This is a genomic window from Anaerobacillus sp. (assembly GCF_046314235.1).
Classification (GTDB): domain Bacteria; phylum Bacillota; class Bacilli; order Bacillales; family Anaerobacillaceae; genus Anaerobacillus.
Window position 1 is genome coordinate 328,538 of record NZ_JBKBWN010000004.1, and the last position, 21,813, is coordinate 350,350.

Sequence of the window (21,813 nt, forward strand, 5' to 3'; positions counted from 1 at the left end):
GAAAATTTTTGAAAGTAGGAGGGAGCCGCAAAATCCTTAATCAGCTAGGCGAATTTCGACGAATATTTCTAAAGTTGTATACAAATGAAGCTCTTTTACAATGACATGGTATCTTTTTTCATTTACTGTATAGGTTTTATTTTGAATTGTTTGATAGAGTAGTTCTCTAGCATTGGCGACTGCTTCGATATTTTTATTTTTAACAGGTGTGAGTTCGTTTTCGATTTGACTACGCAGTTCGTATAGTGATAACTCACTTAATTTTAACTCTTTATCATTTTTAAAATAGACTTTTACTTCTTGGACCGTTAATTTCTTTTGATTTTCTTTATTCAATTCATCCTTATCACTTCTTAAAACTTCAATGTCCCTTTTTTGGTCTTTAATGATTGCCTGTTGCATTTTAATTTCAGTTACAAGTTTTTCCTGGATAGAACCAAATTGATAGATGAAAAAAAACCAACCGATGATCATGCCGATAATGATCCCTGAGAAAAATCGTTGCCACCCGGCTTGTCTATAGTATGGAGGAATACGCATCATTAGAAATTACGCCTCCTGGGTAATCCATTGAATAATAACGCCGCCAGAGTGTGCACCTGATAGTGCAGCAAAAATCATAAACAAAGTTTTCGCAATGTCAATGTGAGAACCATCGTAAATCCCTCTTTCTATGCTGTATATCGCATCAAATGTACCACCAATAGCAGCGACCATAGCCCAAATTTTCAGTCCTGTTGCAAGATCATTGATTGTAGACAAAGGTGGTTTTCCGATAAGGAAGGCGCCAATGCCTCCTACAATTGCACCGCCAATCACTACTCCAAAGGCGACAAAAAAGTCCATAATTAAAGTTGAGATAAATTCCTTGTCCATAAGCTAGCCTCTCCCTTTTTCATGTAAAATGTAGAGTGAAGAACTACAAAGAGTTTTAATGATTTATTATACAAATCATTCGATTACTAATACTTATGGGACAAAGCTAATATATATACTAATTGTTAACGATTTAGGCGTACTGAATTTGAAATTGTACTATTTTGCTTTTACCAAACAAATACTTACTAACAGGATATGATTTGTAGTTAGATGAATGTAGTAATATAATAAAATAAAAAAGATCGTATGTTCTATTTATAGTGGATTTAATGATAAATCTATCATGTTGAAAAAAAGGGGGGGGACCTGTGGAATTTGTTCATTTACATGTAAATACTGAATATAGTCTTTTAAAGAGTGCCGCTAAGATTGAGTCTCTCGTTAACAAAGCCAAGGAATTAAGGTTTTCAGCACTGGCGATCACTGATCAAAATGTAATGTACGGTGTAATTCCTTTTTATAAAGCTTGTAAACAGGCAAACATTAAGCCGATTATTGGCCTTGAACTATCAGTAGCTGGCGAAAAAAATAGTGAATTCAGATTAATTCTTTTGGCTAAAACGCTAAAAGGCTATCAAAACCTAATGAAGCTTTCTAGCATTGCCCAGGTCATCGGAACTAGTAATCTTAAACAAGTTGAAAAAAAGCATTTATTTGCATATAGTGCTGATTTGATTGCGCTAAGCTCCCCATATAAAGGAGAAATTCAACTTTTGTTGAGTGAAGGGGCAAGTGAACTTGCTCTTCGTAAAATTAATGAGTATAAGCATTATTTCGGTGACGATTTTTACATAGGTATCCATGATCATTACTTAGCTTCTGAAAAACAACTAAATTTACAATTGATCCAACTCTCAAAAAAGGGATTGTTTAGGTTAGTTGCTACTAATCAGGTGTTGTATATTGAAAAAGAAGATTCTCTGGCGCATAAATGCCTACTTGCGATTGAGCAAGGAACAACTTTACAGGAACTTACTAGCGATTTTAAATCGGATGACTATTATTTGAAATCGCTTCAAGAGATGGAACAATTATTTTTACAAATTCCTGAAGCATTAGCCGAGACAAAATTAATTGCTGACAAGTGTGACGTTGAATTAAGCTTTGGAGAACCGGCATTACCGAAGTACCCATTAGCGGCAGGGCAAAATCCGAAAGACTACTTGGCAAAGCTATGTTATGAAGGTCTAAAAAATCGATATAGTGATTTAAATGAAGAACTTGAAGCACGCTTGTCCTACGAACTTAAAATTATTGATCAAATGCAGTTTAATGACTATTTTTTAATTGTTTGGGACTTTATGAAGTTTGCCCATGAAAAAGGGATGATAACTGGACCAGGTAGAGGCTCTGCAGCTGGTTCGTTAGTAGCTTATGTATTAAAAATTACAAACGTTGATCCAATAAAATTTGAGTTATTGTTTGAACGTTTTCTTAACCCAGAACGAATCTCAATGCCCGATATTGATATTGATTTTCCTGATACAAGACGTGAAGAGGTTATTAACTATGTCTATCAAAAATACGGTGAAAATCATGTAGCGCAAATTATTACATTTGGAACACTCGCAGCAAAGGCGGCTCTTAGAGATATTGGAAAGGTTATTGGTATTCCGATAAAACAAATTGATAGTATTGCAAAACAAATTTCTTCAAGACCTAACTTTACGATTGATGATGCAATAAATGAAACTCCTTTTTTACAACGTCAGCTTGATGAAAGCGTAGAATTAAAAGAATGGTTTGAACTAGCAAAACGTGTTGAAGGGATTCCGCGTCATGCTTCAACGCATGCTGCTGGTATTGTTATTAGTAGAGACCCTTTAACTGATAAAGTCCCAGTGCAAAAAGGTCACTATGATGTGTTGTTAACACAATACCCGATGACGATTTTAGAAGAGATTGGTTTATTAAAAATGGACTTTCTCGGCTTAAGAAATCTTTCATTTATTGAAGAGATACTAATTCACATTTATCAGATGGAAGGAAAAAAAATCAAATTAGCTCAAATTCCTTTTACAGACGAAAAGACGTTTGAATTATTAGGTAAAGGTGACACGACAGGGATTTTTCAGTTAGAGTCACCAGGGATGAGACGAGTCTTATCAAATTTAAAGCCAACGGAATTTGAGGATATTGTTGCAGTCAATGCCTTATATCGACCTGGACCGATGGAAAATATACCAGTATATATCGCAGGGAAACATCAAAGGCGGGAAGTGAGTTATCCTCACCCAGATTTAAAACCAATACTAGAAAAAACCTACGGTGTCATCGTATATCAAGAGCAAATTATGCAAATTGCTTCTAAATTAGCCGGCTTCAGCCTTGGAGAAGCGGATATCTTGAGAAGAGCAGTTAGTAAAAAGAAGTTAGAAACTCTTGAGGAACAGCGGCAACGATTTGTTGAAGGTTGCTTGTCACTTGGGTACGACAGATTAGTCGCCAATGATGTTTATGATTTAATCGTTAGGTTTGCTAACTACGGCTTTAATCGTAGTCACTCAGTTGCTTACAGTGTCATTTCTTATCAATTGGCGTTCTTAAAAGCCAATTATCCTTCGGCATTTTTTGCAGCATTACTGACTAGTGCCATAGGTCAGCAGGAGAAAATAAATCAGTATATTCTCGATGCGAAGAAGAAAGGTATTTCGGTAATCGCTCCTTCTATTAACAAAAGCAGTGCAGGTTTTACGATCGCCAGTACTAAACAAATTCACTTTGGACTTGCTGCTATAAAAAATGTAGGAGTTAGAGCGATTGAAGAAATGGAGATTGAACGTCGAGATCGGGGACCGTTTAAAGATATTTTTGACTTTTGTGCCAGGCTCAGTACGAAATATATTAATCGAAGAGCATTAGAAGCATTAACTGCTGCAGGGTGTTTTGACGAGTTTGGCCACCACCGAGCAAGTCTGCTAGCTACGCTAGATTATGCGATTGAATATGCTGAGCAAATAAAAAGGCAGCTAGAAAATAGCCAAACGGCACTTTTTCCGGAAGAAGTAAAAAAGCCTGATTTCGTTCAAGTACCTCCGTTTAAAGACGCAGAAAAGCTATATTTCGAAAAAGAAGTATTAGGTTTTTATTTATCTAGTCATCCGATTGAAGAATTTCTCGAAGTTGTAAACAGTTATAACCGTACTTCAATTGCTTCTGCGTTATTAAAAACCGAAACTAATGTAACAAAAGTAGCTGGTCTCATTGAGGCTGTTCGGGTAATTAAAACAAAAAAAGGAGAGCAAATGGCATTTCTTAAATTTAGTGATGAGACTGGTGAGCTTGAAGTTACAGTTTTTCCAAAACAATATCGTGAATTTTTTCATTTATTTCAGGTGGGCCAACTCCTACTTTTTGAAGGGAGATTAGAAGTTGCAACAGAAAGAATTCAAATGATTGTTTCAAAGGCAATGGCTGTCAAAACACTTAAGAAGAACAATATCGAAACTAGTATATTGTATTTAAAAATTGATCATAATCATGCTAACCAAACACAGCTTATAAAATTAAAAGAAACGCTAAAAAAGTACCCTGGAGATGTGCAAGTAATTCTTTATTATGAGCAAAAAAAACAGTCTGTCCAGTTATCTGATGACTTCAAAATATCTGCATCAACCCAATGTATAGAAGCACTTTTTCAAATGTTAGGGAAAGCGAATGTCGCTGTTAGGCACTAAGGGGTATGTACAGAAGAAAATCATCTGTTATAATGGAAAAGGGATAGGTGGTCAGACCACTTTTATACCTGGTTCTAAACCACTATTTAGGGGAGAGTGAAGGTTTATGGCAACATTAAGGGAAGAAGCATTACATATGCATCGGGTAAATAAAGGGAAATTAGAGACGGTTTCCAAAATCCCAGTTCAAAATGCAAAAGACTTAAGTTTGGCATACTCACCAGGAGTAGCAGAGCCTTGTAAGGAAATTCATAATGATGTAAGCAATGTATATGAATACACAATGAAAGGTAATATGGTAGCAGTTGTTTCTGATGGTACGGCAGTGTTAGGTTTAGGAAACATTGGTCCAGAAGCAGCACTTCCAGTGATGGAAGGAAAGGCCTTACTATTTAAGTCGTTTGCAGGTGTAGATGCTTTTCCAATTTGTTTAGCGACAACAGATGTTGAGAAGATAATTGAAACGGTTAAGCTCCTTGAACCTACATTCGGGGGAGTTAACCTTGAAGATATTGCTGCACCTAACTGTTTTGTAATTGAGGAAAGATTAAAAAAAGAATGTAACATTCCAATTTTTCATGATGATCAGCACGGTACGGCAATTGTTACGGCTGCTGGATTAATAAATGCACTTAAACTGACAGGGAAATCTATATCTGAAGTGAAAGTAGTTGCTAATGGAGCGGGGGCCGCTGGGATCGCATGTGTGAAATTAATGCAACGCATGGGTGTTAAAGATGTCATTCTTTGTGACACGAAAGGTGCCATTTATGAAGGACGTTCTGTTGGGATGAATCCAGTGAAGGATGAGATTGCAAAAGTAACAAATCGTGAAAGGGTCCAAGGTTCCTTAGAGGAAGTAATTAAAGGGACGGATGTATTTGTTGGTGTATCTGTCGAAGGTGCCTTGACCAAAGAAATGGTGCAAAGCATGAATCCTGATCCAATTATTTTTCCAATGGCAAATCCAGTACCTGAAATTATGCCTGAAGATGCAAAAGCTGCTGGTGCAAGTGTAATTGGCACAGGACGATCTGATTTCCCAAATCAAATAAACAATGTTCTTGCCTTCCCTGGTATATTCCGTGGTGCATTAGACGTTCATGCGACTAACATTAACGAAGAAATGAAAATTGCGGCAGTTCACGCGATTGCTAGTCTAGTATCTGATGCCGAACTTCATGCTGATTATGTCATTCCAGCTCCTTTTGATCCGCGTGTTGCTCCAGCAGTTGCAAAAGCTGTTGCAATTGCTGCAATGGAGACAGGGGTAGCGAGACGGAAGGTAAATCCAGAGGACGTAGAAGCGAAAACAAAAAAACTTGCAAGTATTAAATAAGGTTTATATTTGACTATGAACATGTCAGTCGATTTTTTGTAGCGTGGTATCTAGTCCGTGTATAGCAGGCTTGTTCAATAAATTGACTGACAAAAAATCACACAGAAAAAGGTGGTGATACAAAATGTCATCACAGCAAGATAAGGTTTATATCGAGATTATTCGAGAGTTAAACCATATTATCCAAGAGGATGAATTGACAAATGGGGATAAACTACCATCTGAAAGAGAGCTTTCAGAACGGTTAAATGTTGGTAGATCTTCGGTGCGAGAGGCTCTAAGATCGCTAGAACTATTGGACTTAATAGAAACTCGTCGTGGCGAAGGGACTTTTATTAAAAGTATAGGTGGGCATCGTCTAGTCGAAGTGCTAGCGAGTTTTTTTTTACGAGAGAAGAAAGCTAGAAATGATCTTGCTGAAACGAGGAAGATTGTTGAAATAGAAGGACTGCGCCTTGCTTGTGAAAGAATCGATCAAACGAAATTGGACAAATTAGCATTTCTAATCGTCCAGTCCAAAATAAGCTGGGAAAATGGGGAATTTCCAGTTGAGGAAGACTATCTATTTCATAAAACAATTGTAGAAGCATGTCACAATCGTTTACTTCTTAACATTTGGATTTCACTTGTAGAGTATAGCAAGGTCGCTTTACGGGAATCATTGTCTAGGGAAGGCAGACCTGAACAATCAATCCTCGAGCATGAACAAATTTATGCTGCAATAAAGAATAGAGATGAAAAGCAGGCCATCATTGCATTAAAAACTCATCTCGAAAACAGTCGTTTCTAAGCACAATTTGCGGATATTCGTAGGATTGTTTACCTTGAAACCCGTGAATTTTATATGATATGATTTATGAAAATTTCAAAGGATTGTCCATAAGAGAGGTGTAACTGTGTTAAGAGACTTATTTTCTAAGAAAAAGAAGTATGCTACCATTCCTTCGGACCAAGTAAAAATGGATATTCCAGAGGGGATTATGACGAAATGTCCAAAGTGTAAAACAATTATGTATACGAAGGAATTGAAAAAAAATCTATATGTATGTGATTCTTGTGGCTATCACCATCGTATGACAGCCTATGATAGAATTGATAGCCTAGTGGATGAGGGAACTTTTGTTGAATTGGATCGGGATATGGTCTCAAAAGATCCGTTATCATTTCCTACCTATCCTGAAAAAACAAATGCTGATCGTGAAAAAACTGGTTTAAACGAAGCGATCGTTTCTGGTCAAGGATCAATAGCAAACATGAATGTTGTCATCGCAGTCATGGATGCTCGTTTTCGAATGGGGAGTATGGGGTCAGTTGTTGGTGAGAAAATTACTAGAGCGATTGAAAAAGCCATTGAAATAAAAGCACCATTTATACTTTTCTCAGCATCGGGAGGTGCTAGAATGCAAGAGGGTGTTCTAAGCCTTATGCAAATGGCGAAAACGAGTGCGGCTTTAAAAAAGCTTGATAATGAAGGTGGCCTTTTTATTTCAATTATGACACATCCTACAACTGGTGGTGTATCGGCTAGCTTTGCTTCTCTTGGAGACTATAACTTTGCGGAACCAGGTGCTTTAATAGGTTTTGCTGGTCGAAGAATTATTGAGCAAACCATAAGACAAGAATTACCGGATGACTTTCAAACGGCAGAATTTTTACTGAAACATGGTCAGTTAGATAGAGTTGTTTCCCGTTTAGAAATGAAGCAAATGCTAACAACAATCATAGATATTCATAGTTAAAAAATCATAAAAAAGGAGGTGTAGAACATGGCTAATGAATTACCTTTTGAAAAACCAGTAACAGAACTTAAAACGAAAATCGAAGAATTAAAAAAATTCACCGTTGATAAAGGGATTGACTTATCCGGAGAAATTTTGAAGCTTGAGGAAAGACTAGAACAGCTAGAAAACGATATTTATGGAAATATGAAGCCTTGGGATCGAGTACAAATTGCTCGTCATAGTGAAAGACCAACTACATTGGACTATATATCTTATATGTTTACAGACTTTATTGAGCTACATGGAGACCGTCTATATGGCGATGACGAAGCAATAGTTGCTGGAATTGCCAAATTTCATGGGAAAGCTGTCACTGTTATTGGACATCAGCGTGGGAAAGACACGAAAGAAAATTTACGCCGTAACTTTGGTATGCCGCATCCAGAGGGGTATCGCAAAGCACTAAGACTAATGAAACAAGCAGAAAAATTTAAGCGGCCAATTATATGTTTTATTGATACAAAAGGTGCTTATCCTGGAATAGCAGCTGAGGAACGAGGTCAAAGTGAAGCAATTGCTAGAAACTTGTTAGAAATGGCAGGACTTGCAGTTCCAATCATTTGTATCGTTATTGGAGAAGGTGGTAGTGGTGGCGCTTTAGCATTAGGTGTAGGAAACCATGTTCATATGCTAGAAAACTCTACATACTCTGTTATCTCGCCAGAAGGGGCAGCAGCTCTTCTTTGGAAGGATGCTAGCCTAGCTCAAAGAGCTGCCGAAACGATGAAGATTACAGCCCCTGATCTAAAAGCTCTTAATGTTATTGATGAGATCATACCTGAAGTAAGAGGCGGTGCCCATCGTAATATAAAAGAACAGGCTAGTCAGATCGAGAAAATGATTGAAAAATCCCTAACTGAGTTAGCAGATTTGACAGAAAAAGAGCTAATTGAGCATCGTTACGAAAAATTTAACAAAATCGGCGAATATGGCAATGTAAACGATATCATTAGCATCAAATAAGGATTGGGCTTTCTCTAAGTATAGAGAAGGCTTTTTGTTTGCGTTTATAGTCTATTGTCATAATGGTTTAGAAGTGTTATTTTAAATTCGTAAAGAAAATAACTAGTGTTAAAAACTATTTTATAATCAATGAATGGTTTACGTACTTTTAGTACATTAACTAATACTAGAATTATTTTTAAAATGTAGAGAGGTGAATATGCATGAAGCGAATTGGAGTTTTAACAAGCGGTGGAGATTCTCCAGGAATGAATGCAGCAATTCGAGCAGTTGTTCGGAAAGCGATTTTCCACGATTTAGAGGTTTATGGAGTTTATTACGGCTATGCAGGTCTTATTTCTGGTCAAATTGAGAAATTAGAAATTGGATCGGTAGGAGATATTATTCAACGTGGTGGTACAATGCTTTACACGGCTCGTTGTGAAGAGTTTAAAACACTAGAAGGTCAAATGAAGGGCATTGAGCAATTAAAGAAATTTGGTATTGAAGCGTTGGTTGTTATCGGGGGCGATGGCTCTTTCCAAGGTGCAAAAAAATTAACAGAACATGGCTTCCCATGTATTGGTGTTCCTGGAACTATTGACAATGATATACCTGGAACAGACTTTACAATTGGATTTGATACGGCTTTAAATACAGTCATTGAGGCAATTGATAAAATTCGTGATACAGCAACGTCGCATGAACGTACATATGTTATTGAGGTAATGGGTCGTGATGCAGGTGATCTTGCTCTTTGGTCAGGTCTTGCGGATGGAGCTGAAACGATCTTAATACCAGAAGAAGACTATGATATGAATGAAGTGGTTACGCGTTTAAAGCGTGGACATGCTCGTGGAAAAAAACATAGTATTATTGTAGTCGCTGAAGGTGTTGGCAGTGGAATGGATATTGGTAAAATGATCCAAGAACAAACAAACCTAGAAACAAGAGTAACTGTATTAGGTCACATTCAACGTGGTGGCTCTCCTACCGCAGCAGATCGTGTGTTAGCAAGTCGACTAGGTGCGAAGGCTGTCGAATTATTACTAGAAGGTCAAGCAGGAAAAATGGTTGGGATCGAGAAAAACGTACTTGTTTCACATGATATTGAAGAAGCACTAGCAAAGAAACATGCAGTTGATCAAGAAATGTACCAATTATCAAAGGAATTATCCATTTAAATTAATTATGCTTAAATTATGACATACTTTATATCAATTAGCAACCTTATAGTATAACGAAATAGATTAAAATAAAACTTTTATTTAAGTTATTTACGAAAGCAGGAGGTTTTTCATAATGAGAAAGACAAAAATAGTATGTACAATTGGTCCCGCAAGTGAAAGTTTAGAAAAATTAACACAACTCATCGATGCTGGTATGAACGTTGCTCGTTTAAACTTCTCTCATGGTGATTACGAAGAGCATGGTGCAAGAATTAAGACAATTCGAGAGGCTGCTGCCCAAGCAGGTAAATATGTGGCTATTTTACTTGATACGAAAGGACCAGAAATTCGTACAAACAACTTTGTTGATGGTGTAGCGGAACTAGTAGCAGGAAATGAAGTTACCGTCTCAATGGAAGAAGTACTAGGTACTGCAGAGAAATTTTCAATTACGTATTCAGGTTTAGTTGACGACGTAGAGGTTGGTTCAAAAATTTTATTAGACGATGGCTTGATCGAGCTTGAAGTCATTGAAATTGGATCAAATGAATTAAGAACAAAGATTTTAAATAGTGGAACAATCAAAAATAAAAAAGGTGTTAATGTTCCTAATGTTAGTGTTAAGCTTCCTGGAATTACTGAAAAAGATGCTAATGATATCCGTTTTGGAATTGAGCAAGGTGTAGACTTTATCGCAGCATCATTCGTTCGTCGCGCATCAGACGTTTTAGAAATTCGTGAGCTTCTTGAAACTAATAATGCAAGCCATCTTCACATCATCCCGAAAATAGAGAACCAAGAGGGTGTCGATAATATTGATGAAATATTAGAAGTATCTGATGGGTTAATGGTAGCTCGTGGTGATCTAGGTGTGGAAATTCCAGCAGAAGAAGTACCATTAGTTCAAAAGAATTTAATCAAAAAATGTAACTCACTTGGAAAGCCTGTTATCACAGCTACACAAATGTTAGATTCAATGCAACGTAACCCACGCCCAACGCGTGCAGAAGCAAGTGATGTTGCGAATGCAATCTTTGATGGCACTGATGCAATTATGCTTTCAGGGGAAACGGCGGCGGGTGTTTATCCTGTTGAATCTGTACAAACAATGAACAAAATTGCGCTTCGAGCTGAGTCAGCATTAAAGTATGAAGAGCTATTGAAAAGAAAAGGTAGAGAAAGCCAAAAAACAATTACAGATTCTATCAGCCAATCTGTAGCCCACACAGCTTTAAATTTAGAAGCTGCAGCTGTTGTTACAGCTACTGAGAGTGGTCATACGGCAAGAATGATCTCTAAGTACCGTCCGAAATCACCAATTGTTGCAGTAACACATTCCGAAGCTGTATGCCGTAAGCTAGCACTTGCTTGGGGAGTTCATCCACACTTAGGTACAAAAGCTAGTTCAACTGATGAAATGCTTGAAATCGCTGTTCAAGAGGCAGTAAAAACAGAGTTTATCAAACACGGTGACTTAATTGTTATTACTGCTGGAGTACCAGTTGGTGAAACTGGTACTACGAACTTAATGAAAGTTCACGTTATTGGAGAAGTGGTTGCTAAAGGACAAGGAATTGGTCGTAAAACTGCAACAGGAAAAGTTGTTGTTGCTAAAACTGCTAGTGACGCTATAGCCAAAATGGAAGAAGGGGCTATCCTTGTTACGATGGGGACTGACAAAGACATGATGGAAGCTTTTGAGAAAGCGGCAGCAGTCATTACTGAAGAAGGTGGCTTAACTAGTCACGCAGCTGTTGTTGGTATTAATTTAGGTATCCCAGTTGTTGTAGGGGTTAACCGCGCTACTGATCAGTTTGAAGACGGAGATCAAATTACTGTAGACGCTACTAGAGGTAATATTTACAAAGGACAAACAAGTATTTTATAAGAACTTTAAAGAAAGTGGAGGCTGTCCCATTAGTGTCAGAGCACCGCGAAGTCATACTATAGATAGAAGAGTATGTTTATACAAAATCTATTTATAGTAGGAGAGGTGACTGATATTTCATTTGGGATAGTCTCCTTTTCTAAAATAATTAGCATATTGTTATGGACTAGCATATAATATAAAGAGCTTTTCTTGTAAAGGAGTACTCTTATGCTAAAATTATTTATTTTATTATTAATTGTTGTCCCAGCATTAGAAATTGGAATTTTAGTACTTTCGAGTAATACAATAGGAATTCCTTTGACAATTATCTTAATCATTTTTACAGGAATTCTAGGAGCATGGTTAGCTAAGAAAGAGGGAATAAATACAATTCGCCTGGCGCAACTTCAATTGCAGCAAGGACAAATTCCTAGTGGAGTTATTCTAGACGGATTATGTATTTTAGTTGGTGGCGTTGTTTTACTGACACCTGGATTTCTTACAGATGCTCTTGGTTTTTTTCTTCTTATTCCTAATACTAGAGCAATTGCTAAGGGGTTTTTCCAAAGATTATTTGATCGAATGTTGCAAAATGGTTCAATTATTTTCATTAATCGTAAGTAATAGAAAAAACGGTTGAAAGACAAACAACGTCTCTCAACCGTTTTTTAATATATAGTTTCGTAAATCGCGAAAAACATTGGCTTTGTGTAACGTTTGAACGAAGATGAGAGTAATCGGTCCTATTATTAATCCTAAAAACCCAAAAATCTTATATCCAACAAAAAGTGAAACTAACGTAGCTAATGGATCAACACCTATACTTGAAGACAAAATTTTCGGTTCCATAATCTGCCTTTGTACAACGATGATCGCATACAATATTGATAAACCTATTGTTAGTGGTAATTGACCAGAAAAAAAAGTATAAAAAATCCATGGAATAAAGATTAAGCCAGTCCCTAAGTATGGAAGTAAGTCGACTATGGCAATGATCATAGCCACGGTAATTGGATAATCTACTTTTAAGATTATTAAACCAAATAAAACGATAAAACATGTAATGGAGATAAGAGTTAGTTGGGCAAATAAATACCCAACAAAGGCCTTTTTTAAATTAATCATAACATCTTTTGTTCTATCAACAATAACAGTAGGAAGCCGTCTTCGAAAGATGAATACTAATTTGTACCAATCTTTACTAATAAAGAATGTTGCTAATAAAGAAAAAATAATAACAGAAGCAAGATTAGGTAAGCTTAGTAAAAATTCTGAGACCCCAGTCAGAACAGATTGAATTAATGAACTTACGTTAGAAGTAATTTGAATAGTGATAGTTTCAATATAAGCTAAAATAGTTGCTTGATGATCACTATCTAAAGAATAAAATATAGTTGATATTTGATCATAAAGAGGCATTATTTTCCCAGTGAATAAATCCTGAAACTTAAAAATTAGTGTTTGAAAGTGAATTGGAACCGATTGTGACAAGTAATTAGTCCCCATGATGATTTCAGAAATTAATATTGTAATTATCGCAATTGCAATTGCAAGTAGGCAAATGAGCACGATTGCAACTGATAGCCATCTTGATAAGCGCGCTTTTTCCTGGAAAAAGTTCACAAGCGGATTTATAAAGAAAGCAATTGCAAGTCCAAAAATAAAAGGGTATGCCGTTTTAAAAGCGAAAAATAGAACTAGGATCATACAACAAATGATTAGTAAGACGAAAAGGAGTCTAAATATAGTACGGAAGTAATCAGAAGTCAATTTCCAACCTCCTTATAAAAAAATAACTATAGTATATATGTATGGCTTGTTTTATTTATTTAGAAGAGAGGTTTTGATAGTTTCTTATTTGAGTGAATTTCATAATTTAACAAAAACGAGCCATATCAAACTATATGTAGTTGCGAGTGGTTTTACGCAACTGCATATAGTATCTAAATGGCGATAATATAGAATTATGAAATTCATTAAATTCGAAAATTTGACACAATAAAGACTTGAATCTTGGCGAAAGTTAGAATTATATGTTAAGATAAAATTAGTTAGGCCTACCAAGGAAGGATGCATCACTCTTGATATCACAAGCAACGTTTTTTATGCTGATTTTATTAGTAATTGGAATTATTGCAAAAAATCAATCTTTAATTATTGCAGTAGTTGTTCTCCTTCTTTTAAAATGGGTAGGATTAGGTGACAAAGCCTTTCCGTTCATTCAACAGAAGGGAATACAGGTCGGCGTCACTATTATTACGATTGCGGTCCTTGTCCCAATTATGACTGGTCAAATTGGCTTTAAGGAACTCATTGACTCAACGAAATCATCTTATGCCTGGATTGCCTTAGGTGCGGGCATCTTTGTTGCTGTCATTGCAGCTAGTGGTGTTGAACTGTTGCAAACAGATCCACATATTACTGCCGCTTTAGTTTTAGGTACCATTCTTGCGGTTGCTCTCTTTAATGGAGTTGCGGTCGGGCCATTAATAGGTGCTGGAATTGCTTATATGGCAATGAGGATAGTTGCCTTTATTTCCTCGTTAGGTTCGTAGAGCAAACGTCCGTGAAAGTTTTCACAAGAATTAAAATAGTCGGAATTTATTTTCAAATTAAAGTTCACAAAACTGTGAAATATGTTTATAATTGAAATTGGTTAGAAAAACTCTTTTTGTACATAGTGCTATTCTAAAAAAGAAGAGTAATTTCAAAAAGACCTAACAACACCACTTTATCAATGCTGACGTTTTGGAACAATATGTTCAAAAAGGAACAAGATAATATTTTACAATAGAAATCTTACGCTTTTGGATAAAAGATTAATAGACATTTAAAACTGTCGGCAACAACTGCATTTAGGGATTTTTGAAAGGCCGTCTTTGTTAAAGTTAAAGAAACATTCTATTTGTAAAGGAGAGGTTGAGAAAATGAGTACAACTCGTGGTCTTGAAGGTGTTGTTGCAACAACGTCGAGCGTAAGTTCAATTATTGATGGTGTATTAACGTATCATGGTTTTGGTATTGACGATTTAGCAGATAATGCAAGCTTTGAGGAAGTTATCTTTCTACTTTGGAACGGACGTCTACCTAACGAAGAGGAATTGAGACAACTTACAGAGGATTTAGCAGGGTATGCAGAACTTCCACAAGGTGTTATTGATCAAATGAAAATGTATCCTGTTGATCAAGTTCATCCAATGGCCGCATTAAGAACAGCCATTTCAATTTTAGGATTGTACGACACAGAAGCTGATGACCAATCCGACGAAGCAAATAGACGAAAAGCACTTAAATTACAAGCTCAAGTACAAACAATCGTGACAGCGTTTTCACGTATTCGTGAAGGAAAAGAGCCTGTTGCCCCTCGAAAAGATTTAGGATTTGCAGCCAACTTTTTATACATGCTTAACGGAGAAGAGCCAGATGAATTATCAATTGATGTCTTCAATAAAGCACTAGTTCTTCATGCTGATCATGAATTAAATGCCTCAACTTTTACAGCACGTGTATGTGTTGCTACACTCTCTGACATGTACTCAGGAATTACAGCAGCCATTGGTGCCTTAAAAGGACCGTTACATGGTGGAGCAAATGAAAGAGTAATGGCTATGCTCATGGAAATAGACGATGTTGACAATGTAGAACCATATATAATGAATGCTTTAAATAATAAAGTGAAGATTATGGGCTTTGGGCATCGAGTATACAAAGATGGAGACCCTCGCGCAAGACACTTAAAAGAAATGTCGAAAAAATTAACAACTATCACTGGTGAAACAAAATGGTATGAAATGTCTTCTAAAATCAATGAAATTGTTACTCGCGAAAAGGGGCTTTTACCTAACGTAGATTTTTATTCTGCTAGTGTTTATCATAGCCTAGGTATAAAACATGACTTGTTTACACCTATCTTCGCTATTAGTAGAATGTCGGGCTGGATTGCTCACATATTAGAGCAGTTTAGTAATAATCGTTTAATCCGACCACGCGCGGAGTACATTGGTCCAGACAAGCAAGTCTACATTCCAATGGAACAACGTTAATCTGATGTGTTCGGGAGACACGGTAATCTTTCAAAGGAAATGAAAGATTACAAAATATGAGCTACACATTGAAGGTAGTTTTGGCACGTAAATGTTCATGTTTCTACCATCAATGATGACGTACTCATATCTCCCATTACATAATTTCTAGAACATGATATCAAATAGGAGGTAATAGTAATGGTAAATGGCGAAAAAATTACTGTAAAAGATGGAGTTTTAAACGTACCTAATAATCCGGTAATTCCTTATATTGAAGGGGATGGGATCGGTCCTGATATTTGGGCTGCGGCTTCTCGTGTTTTAGACGCTGCTGTTGAGAAAGCATATAATGGCGAAAAGAAAATTGTCTGGAAAGAAATCTTAGCTGGGGAAAAGGCGTTTGATCAAACTGGGAATTGGCTACCAAACGAAACGTTAGAAGCTGTTCGTGAATACATTATTGCAATTAAAGGTCCGTTAACAACTCCAATTGGTGGAGGCTTCCGTTCACTTAACGTAGCACTTCGTCAGGAATTAGATTTATATACGTGCTTACGACCTGTTCGTTATTTCAATGGTGTTCCATCTCCTGTTAAACGACCAGAAGATACAGATATGGTTATCTTCCGTGAAAATACTGAAGATATTTATGCTGGTATTGAGTGGCAAAAGGGTTCTCCAGAAGCACAAAAGGTTATTGACTTCTTAAGAAACGAAATGGGTGTAAAAAACATCCGTTTCCCTGAAACTTCTGGTATTGGCGTTAAGCCAGTTTCTGAGGAAGGAACATTCCGCTTAGTACGTGGTGCGATTGAATATGCATTGAAAGAAGGCCGTAAGAGTGTAACTCTTGTTCATAAAGGGAACATTATGAAGTTCACTGAAGGTGCTTTCAAAAACTGGGGTTATGAATTAGCAGAAAAAGAGTTTGGTGATAAAGTATTTACATGGGCTCAGTACGATGAAATCGTTGAAAAGGAAGGTCAACAAGCTGCAAACAAAGCTCAAGCAGATGCAGAAGCTGCAGGGAAGATTATTATTAAAGATACGATTGCAGATATTTTCTTACAACAAATTCTTACTCGTCCAAAAGAGTTTGATGTAGTTGCTACAATGAACTTAAACGGAGATTATATTTCTGACGCACTTGCTGCTCAAGTTGGAGGGATCGGTATTGCTCCTGGAGCAAACATTAATTATGAAACTGGCCATGCAATTTTCGAAGCGACACATGGTACTGCTCCTAAATATGCAGGTTTAGATAAAGTAAATCCATCTTCTGTTTTATTATCAGGGGAATTAATGCTTCGTCATTTAGGTTGGAACGAAGCGGCAGATTTAATTATGGCATCAATGGATAAGACAATTAGCGAAAAGGTTGTAACTTATGATTTCGCTCGTCTAATGGAAGGTGCAACAGAAGTAAAATGCTCTGAGTTTGCTAATGCATTAATTAATAACATGGACTAATAACAAGAAATTAGATAGGTTGACTCAAAAGAAATAAGGCTTACTTCCATGGCAAAGAACATTTGTTATATGTGGAGAAACTCCTCCTTTTGAGTCATCCTTCTCTTTTATATTTTGAGATGTTTTTCTAGTTTGGTTGCGAAAATAAAAGGATTGGGGCGATACAAATGGCAATTAAGAGGAGAAAAATTTCAGTTATTGGTGGGGGGTTCACTGGAGCGACAACTGCATTGATGGTTGCTCAAAAGGAGTTAGGAGATGTAGTTTTAGTTGACATTCCGCAAATGGATAACCCTACAAAAGGGAAAGCATTAGACATGTTAGAAGCTAGTCCAGTTCAAGGCTTTGATTCAAACATCGTTGGAACTTCAAACTATGAAGATACAGCCGGCTCTGACATTGTTGTAATTACTGCAGGTATAGCCAGAAAACCAGGCATGAGTCGTGACGACTTAGTCAATACAAATGCTGGAATTATGAAAAAGGTAACGAGAGAAATTGTGAAGTATTCTCCAGATTGCTATATTGTCGTTCTGACCAATCCAGTAGATGCAATGACATACACAGTTTTTAAAGAATCAGGGTTTCCAAAAAATCGTGTTATTGGTCAATCTGGTGTATTAGATACAGCACGGTTCCGTACGTTCGTATCCCAAGAGTTAAATGTATCAGTTGAAGATGTAACTGGCTTTGTACTTGGTGGCCATGGTGACGATATGGTTCCATTAGTCCGTTACTCATATGCCGGTGGAATTCCGTTAGAAAAACTCATCCCAGCAGAGCGTTTAGAGCAAATTGTCGAACGCACTCGCAAAGGTGGCGGAGAAATCGTTAATTTACTAGGGAATGGTAGTGCATATTATGCACCAGCAGCCTCCATCGTTCAAATGGTTGAAGCGATCTTAAAAGATAAGAAACGTATTATCCCAACGATCGCCTATTTAGAAGGGGAATATGGATTTTCTGATTTATACTTAGGCGTTCCAACTATTATTGGTGGAGACGGAATTGAAAAAATAATTGAGTTAGAGTTAACAGATGATGAGAAAGCTGCTCTACAAAAGTCTGTCGATTCCGTTAAAAATGTGATGACTGTCCTAAATTAAAACGTTACATTGCTACATAATATTTAATTAATGTAGCAACGTAAATTAATTTCGATACTAAAGCCAAGTTTTGTTAGGGTTTGAAGAAATGCTTGCTGATGTAATTGTCTTCACAGAGATGTGTAATTTCAAGACAATTACTGTAAGGCAAGCTTTTCTCATAAACAGGAGTTTTATTTACTTCGGTTTGAAAGCGCTTTAAATCGTATAGAATATATACTAGTACTTTGATTGCTTTATATCTCTCTACACTGAAGCAAATACAGAAGAAAGTAGGTTTGCGCTATGTTTAATAAAAAACGTAGATTAGGTAGAAAAATTGATTCTATTAAGGTTGGTGAAAAGTTAGAACTTACGAAGAAAATTGAGGATAAAGAGATCCTATTGTATTTAGGTTTAACTGATGATGCAAATCCTATTTTTATTCAACATGACTATGCTTCACAAACCCCTTTCCAAAAACCAATTGTCCCACAAATTATGATTACAGGAATTATTACGTCAGCTATATCTAAATATTTACCCGGACCTGGTAGTACAATTGTCAATCAAAATATAAGCTTCCCAAAACCGTTATTTCATTATGGGTCATTAACGTTGTTATTTGAAACAACTGTTGTTAACGAAGAGGATCATTATTTAGAGTTGAAAATTGAAGGCAAAGACGAGTTCGGATCGGTTGTTGTCGAAGGTACTATAGGAATTTGTCCACCTTACGAGTTAAAGCCGATTGCATATAATTCTGGTGCTTTTGAGAACTTTTGACGTAAATCTTCAATAAGGAATTTAATCTAAGAAAGTGACAAGAACTGCAACGGTTCTTGCCACTTTTTTTGGATTTTAACTAAACAAAACCTTTACATAAAATTTACAATAACTATTTTGTATAAAAACTTAAAAGGTAGTACTATTAAAGTTAAAGTAATATTCTTTACAAAAGAATAGTAGAGAGTCTATGCATAGCTATAATGGGACTATTGGGAGGGCAAATATATGGGTCAAAGACTATTGGTAGTTGATGATGAGGAATCTATTGTTACATTATTGCAATTTAATTTAGAACAAGCAGGTTATGAAGTTGAAACTGCTATGGATGGTAAAACCGCCTTTGAAAAAGCGAGTGAATTAAATTTTGATCTAATTATTCTAGATTTAATGATCCCTGAAATGGATGGTTTAGAAGTCTGTAAACAGTTAAGACAAAATAAGATAGGTGTACCGATTTTAATGTTGACTGCAAAAGATGATGAATTTGATAAAGTACTGGGACTCGAACTTGGCGCTGATGATTACATGACTAAACCATTTAGTCCAAGAGAGGTTGTGGCGCGCACTAGAGCCATTCTCCGTCGTGTCGGATCCATTACAGAGGTGAAAGCAGTTGAGAGCAATTCAGATACGTTATTGAAGATCGGTGAAGTTGAGATTTTTCCTGAAAATTATGAGGTGTTCTATAAGGGGAGTCAACTTGAATTAACTCCTAAAGAATTCGAATTATTATTATATTTAGCTAATCATAAAGGTCGTGTCTTGACTAGAGATCAACTTCTTAATGCGGTCTGGAATTATGAATTCGTAGGAGATACAAGAATTGTAGATGTCCATATTAGCCATTTGCGAGAGAAGATTGAACCAAATACCAAAAAGCCGATCTATATAAAAACAATTCGTGGTTTAGGCTACAAATTAGAGGAACCTGTTCTAAATGAATAAATATAGAAATAAACTTACGATTTCTTTACTTATTGCGATTTTTTCTGTTTTAGTAGGGTTAGGGTTGCTCCTAGGTCAGCTTTTTAAAGAATTCTATTTTGAACAACTTAGTGAGAGGGTCTCTAAAGAAGCAAAAATTGTCGCCATAAGTGTACTTGAAACAGGTCTGCAACACCCTGAATTATCTGTAATTGTAGCTGGAATGGGCGAACAACTTGCAGCGAGGGTCACTGTAATTACCGCTACTGGAGAGGTTATCGCAGAAACAAATGGAGATCCGACGCTAATGGAAAATCATCTTTCAAGACCTGAAATTATAGAAGTGAGAGAGCAAGGCGAGGGAAGAGCGATCCGTTTTAGTGACACAGTAGCAGCTGATTTGCTTTTTTATGCGGTACCACTTATAGAGAATGAAGAATTAGTCGGTTATGTGCGTTTAGGATTACCAATTAACATGTTAGACGAAATTTATAAAAAGATTTGGGGATTAATCTTTTTCAGCTTTTCAATCGCTTTTCTGCTCATCATAATCCTTAGTTCGCGAATTTCAAATGAAATGGCCAAACCAATTGAAGAGGCAACGACTGTTGCTAACCAGCTCGCTAAAGGTAATTTTAAAGCGAGAGCTACTCGTGGGAAAAATGATGAAACAGGTCAACTAAGTCGCTCGCTTAATGTACTTGCCCAAAATTTGGACGAAGTTACAAAAACGTATCAAGTGCAACAAGAACGACTTGAAACACTTATTGAAAACATGGGTAGCGGACTCATATTGATTAATTATAAAGGTGAGATTAGTCTTGTTAATAAATCATGTAAATCAATCTTTCAAGAGGACATTGACCATTGGCTTGATAAGGTTTATCATAACGTCCTTCCCCATAAACAAATCGTCAAAATTGTCCAAGAGATTTTTTTAACAGAAAAAGGCCAAAGAAAACAAATTATTTTACCGATTCAAATGGAGATGCGTCATTTTGATGTTTATGGCGCACCGATTATTAGTAGTGGTGGAAAAGAACGGCTAAAAGGAATTGTTCTAGTTTTTCACGATATTACCGAATTAAAAAGACTTGAACAAATCAGAAAAGACTTCGTTGCTAATGTATCTCATGAATTAAAAACACCCGTTACTTCTGTGAAAGGATTTACGGAGACGTTACTTGATGGAGCTGCTGAAGATAAGGCCTTAAGAAACCGCTTCTTAAAAATTATCTGGGATGAATCCGAAAGGCTCCAAAGCTTAATTCAAGATTTATTAGATTTGTCAAAAATTGAACATAGTCAGTTTCAACTAAATTGGCAACGGGTTGATTTAAATATGTTAGCCGATGATGTCATCATGATGCTCAGCAATAAGGCAGAACAAAAGGGAATTATTATAACCAAAAATAACAACGGGGCCGATGTTATTGATGGAGATCCATTAAGAATTAAACAAATTATGATTAATTTAATTAATAATGCAATTATGTATACGCCAAAAGATGGAAAGATCGTGGTATCTATTTCAAATTTAAAAGAGAGAGTTTTATTTACTGTTGAGGATACTGGGATTGGTATAAAAAAAGAGGAGATATCTCGAGTGTTTGAACGTTTTTACCGTGTCGACCGGGCCAGAAGTCGAAATTCGGGTGGCACTGGGTTAGGACTTGCCATCGTTAAACACTTAGTTGAAGCCCATCATGGAGAAATTGCTGTAGAAAGTAAAGTCGGTAAAGGGACTAAATTTACAATAAATTTCAATAAAGAACAAATGAAACAATAAAGCTTTACAAAATATTAACAACTTCTCTATACTGATTTAATATTAAAAGAGTATATTATGGATATGAATTGCAA

Annotated in this window: 18 protein-coding genes; 15 read left to right on the plus strand and 3 right to left on the minus strand. The window is 36.3% G+C overall.

Features of this window, described 5'->3' with window-relative positions; genetic code table 11:
- Window positions 1–36 precede the first annotated feature (36 nt).
- Window positions 37–543, minus strand: coding sequence for a sporulation membrane protein YtrI (gene ytrI, locus ACK4M9_RS07675; protein WP_409849063.1), 507 nt, complete (start codon window positions 541–543; stop codon window positions 37–39).
- Between the two features lie 6 nt (window positions 544–549).
- Window positions 550–876: a sporulation membrane protein YtrH gene (ytrH, locus tag ACK4M9_RS07680; RefSeq protein ID WP_409849065.1), complete on the minus strand. Its 327-nt coding sequence runs from the start codon at window positions 874–876 to the stop codon at window positions 550–552.
- Window positions 877–1,187: 311 nt separating this feature from the next.
- Between ytrH and dnaE the strand changes: the two genes are divergently transcribed.
- The 8 genes from dnaE to ACK4M9_RS07720 all read left to right on the plus strand — a co-directional run bounded on the left by dnaE (window position 1,188) and on the right by ACK4M9_RS07720 (window position 12,281).
- Window positions 1,188–4,556, plus strand: a complete 3,369-nt coding sequence (gene dnaE / locus ACK4M9_RS07685; RefSeq protein ID WP_409849067.1) for a DNA polymerase III subunit alpha — start codon at window positions 1,188–1,190, stop codon at window positions 4,554–4,556.
- Between the two features lie 106 nt (window positions 4,557–4,662).
- Entirely contained in the window at window positions 4,663–5,895 is a 1,233-nt protein-coding gene (gene ystJ, locus ACK4M9_RS07690) for an NADP-dependent malic enzyme (RefSeq protein ID WP_409849069.1), read from the plus strand.
- Between the two features lie 124 nt (window positions 5,896–6,019).
- Window positions 6,020–6,685, plus strand: coding sequence for a FadR/GntR family transcriptional regulator (locus ACK4M9_RS07695; RefSeq protein WP_409849071.1), 666 nt, complete (start codon window positions 6,020–6,022; stop codon window positions 6,683–6,685).
- A 106-nt stretch (window positions 6,686–6,791) separates the two neighbouring features.
- A complete protein-coding gene (accD, locus tag ACK4M9_RS07700; protein ID WP_409849073.1) occupies window positions 6,792–7,634 on the plus strand; it encodes an acetyl-CoA carboxylase, carboxyltransferase subunit beta in 843 nt (280 codons plus the stop codon).
- 27 nt (window positions 7,635–7,661) lie between these two features.
- The gene (gene accA / locus ACK4M9_RS07705) at window positions 7,662–8,639 is read left to right on the plus strand and encodes an acetyl-CoA carboxylase carboxyl transferase subunit alpha (protein WP_409849075.1); all 978 of its coding nucleotides are present in this window, start codon (window positions 7,662–7,664) and stop codon (window positions 8,637–8,639) included.
- 203 nt (window positions 8,640–8,842) lie between these two features.
- Window positions 8,843–9,802 (plus strand): 6-phosphofructokinase, encoded by a 960-nt coding sequence (gene pfkA / locus ACK4M9_RS07710; protein ID WP_409849077.1) that lies wholly within the window; start codon window positions 8,843–8,845, stop codon window positions 9,800–9,802.
- 118 nt (window positions 9,803–9,920) lie between these two features.
- Window positions 9,921–11,675: a pyruvate kinase gene (pyk, locus tag ACK4M9_RS07715; protein ID WP_409849079.1), complete on the plus strand. Its 1,755-nt coding sequence runs from the start codon at window positions 9,921–9,923 to the stop codon at window positions 11,673–11,675.
- Between the two features lie 210 nt (window positions 11,676–11,885).
- The gene (locus ACK4M9_RS07720; RefSeq protein ID WP_409849081.1) at window positions 11,886–12,281 is read left to right on the plus strand and encodes an FxsA family protein; all 396 of its coding nucleotides are present in this window, start codon (window positions 11,886–11,888) and stop codon (window positions 12,279–12,281) included.
- Window positions 12,282–12,314: 33 nt separating this feature from the next.
- Here the strand turns inward: ACK4M9_RS07720 and ytvI are convergent, their stop codons facing one another.
- The gene (gene ytvI, locus ACK4M9_RS07725) at window positions 12,315–13,427 is read right to left on the minus strand and encodes a sporulation integral membrane protein YtvI (protein WP_409849083.1); all 1,113 of its coding nucleotides are present in this window, start codon (window positions 13,425–13,427) and stop codon (window positions 12,315–12,317) included.
- Window positions 13,428–13,738: 311 nt separating this feature from the next.
- Here ytvI and ACK4M9_RS07730 point away from each other — a divergent pair, with 311 nt between their 5' ends.
- The 7 genes from ACK4M9_RS07730 to pnpS all read left to right on the plus strand — a co-directional run bounded on the left by ACK4M9_RS07730 (window position 13,739) and on the right by pnpS (window position 21,739).
- Complete coding sequence (locus ACK4M9_RS07730) at window positions 13,739–14,212, plus strand: DUF441 domain-containing protein (protein WP_409849085.1); 474 nt, start codon at window positions 13,739–13,741, stop codon at window positions 14,210–14,212.
- A gap of 372 nt (window positions 14,213–14,584) precedes the next feature.
- Complete coding sequence (gene citZ, locus ACK4M9_RS07735; RefSeq protein WP_409849087.1) at window positions 14,585–15,700, plus strand: citrate synthase; 1,116 nt, start codon at window positions 14,585–14,587, stop codon at window positions 15,698–15,700.
- Window positions 15,701–15,880: 180 nt separating this feature from the next.
- A complete protein-coding gene (gene icd, locus ACK4M9_RS07740) occupies window positions 15,881–17,152 on the plus strand; it encodes an NADP-dependent isocitrate dehydrogenase (protein WP_409849089.1) in 1,272 nt (423 codons plus the stop codon).
- A gap of 167 nt (window positions 17,153–17,319) precedes the next feature.
- Window positions 17,320–18,258, plus strand: coding sequence for a malate dehydrogenase (gene mdh, locus ACK4M9_RS07745; RefSeq protein WP_409849091.1), 939 nt, complete (start codon window positions 17,320–17,322; stop codon window positions 18,256–18,258).
- 285 nt (window positions 18,259–18,543) lie between these two features.
- Window positions 18,544–19,023, plus strand: coding sequence for a MaoC/PaaZ C-terminal domain-containing protein (locus tag ACK4M9_RS07750; RefSeq protein WP_409849093.1), 480 nt, complete (start codon window positions 18,544–18,546; stop codon window positions 19,021–19,023).
- A gap of 228 nt (window positions 19,024–19,251) precedes the next feature.
- Window positions 19,252–19,971, plus strand: a complete 720-nt coding sequence (locus tag ACK4M9_RS07755; protein WP_409849095.1) for a response regulator transcription factor — start codon at window positions 19,252–19,254, stop codon at window positions 19,969–19,971.
- Entirely contained in the window at window positions 19,964–21,739 is a 1,776-nt protein-coding gene (gene pnpS, locus ACK4M9_RS07760) for a two-component system histidine kinase PnpS (RefSeq protein WP_409849097.1), read from the plus strand. Before ACK4M9_RS07755 ends, pnpS begins: the two co-directional genes overlap by 8 nt.
- Window positions 21,740–21,813: the final 74 nt, after the last annotated feature.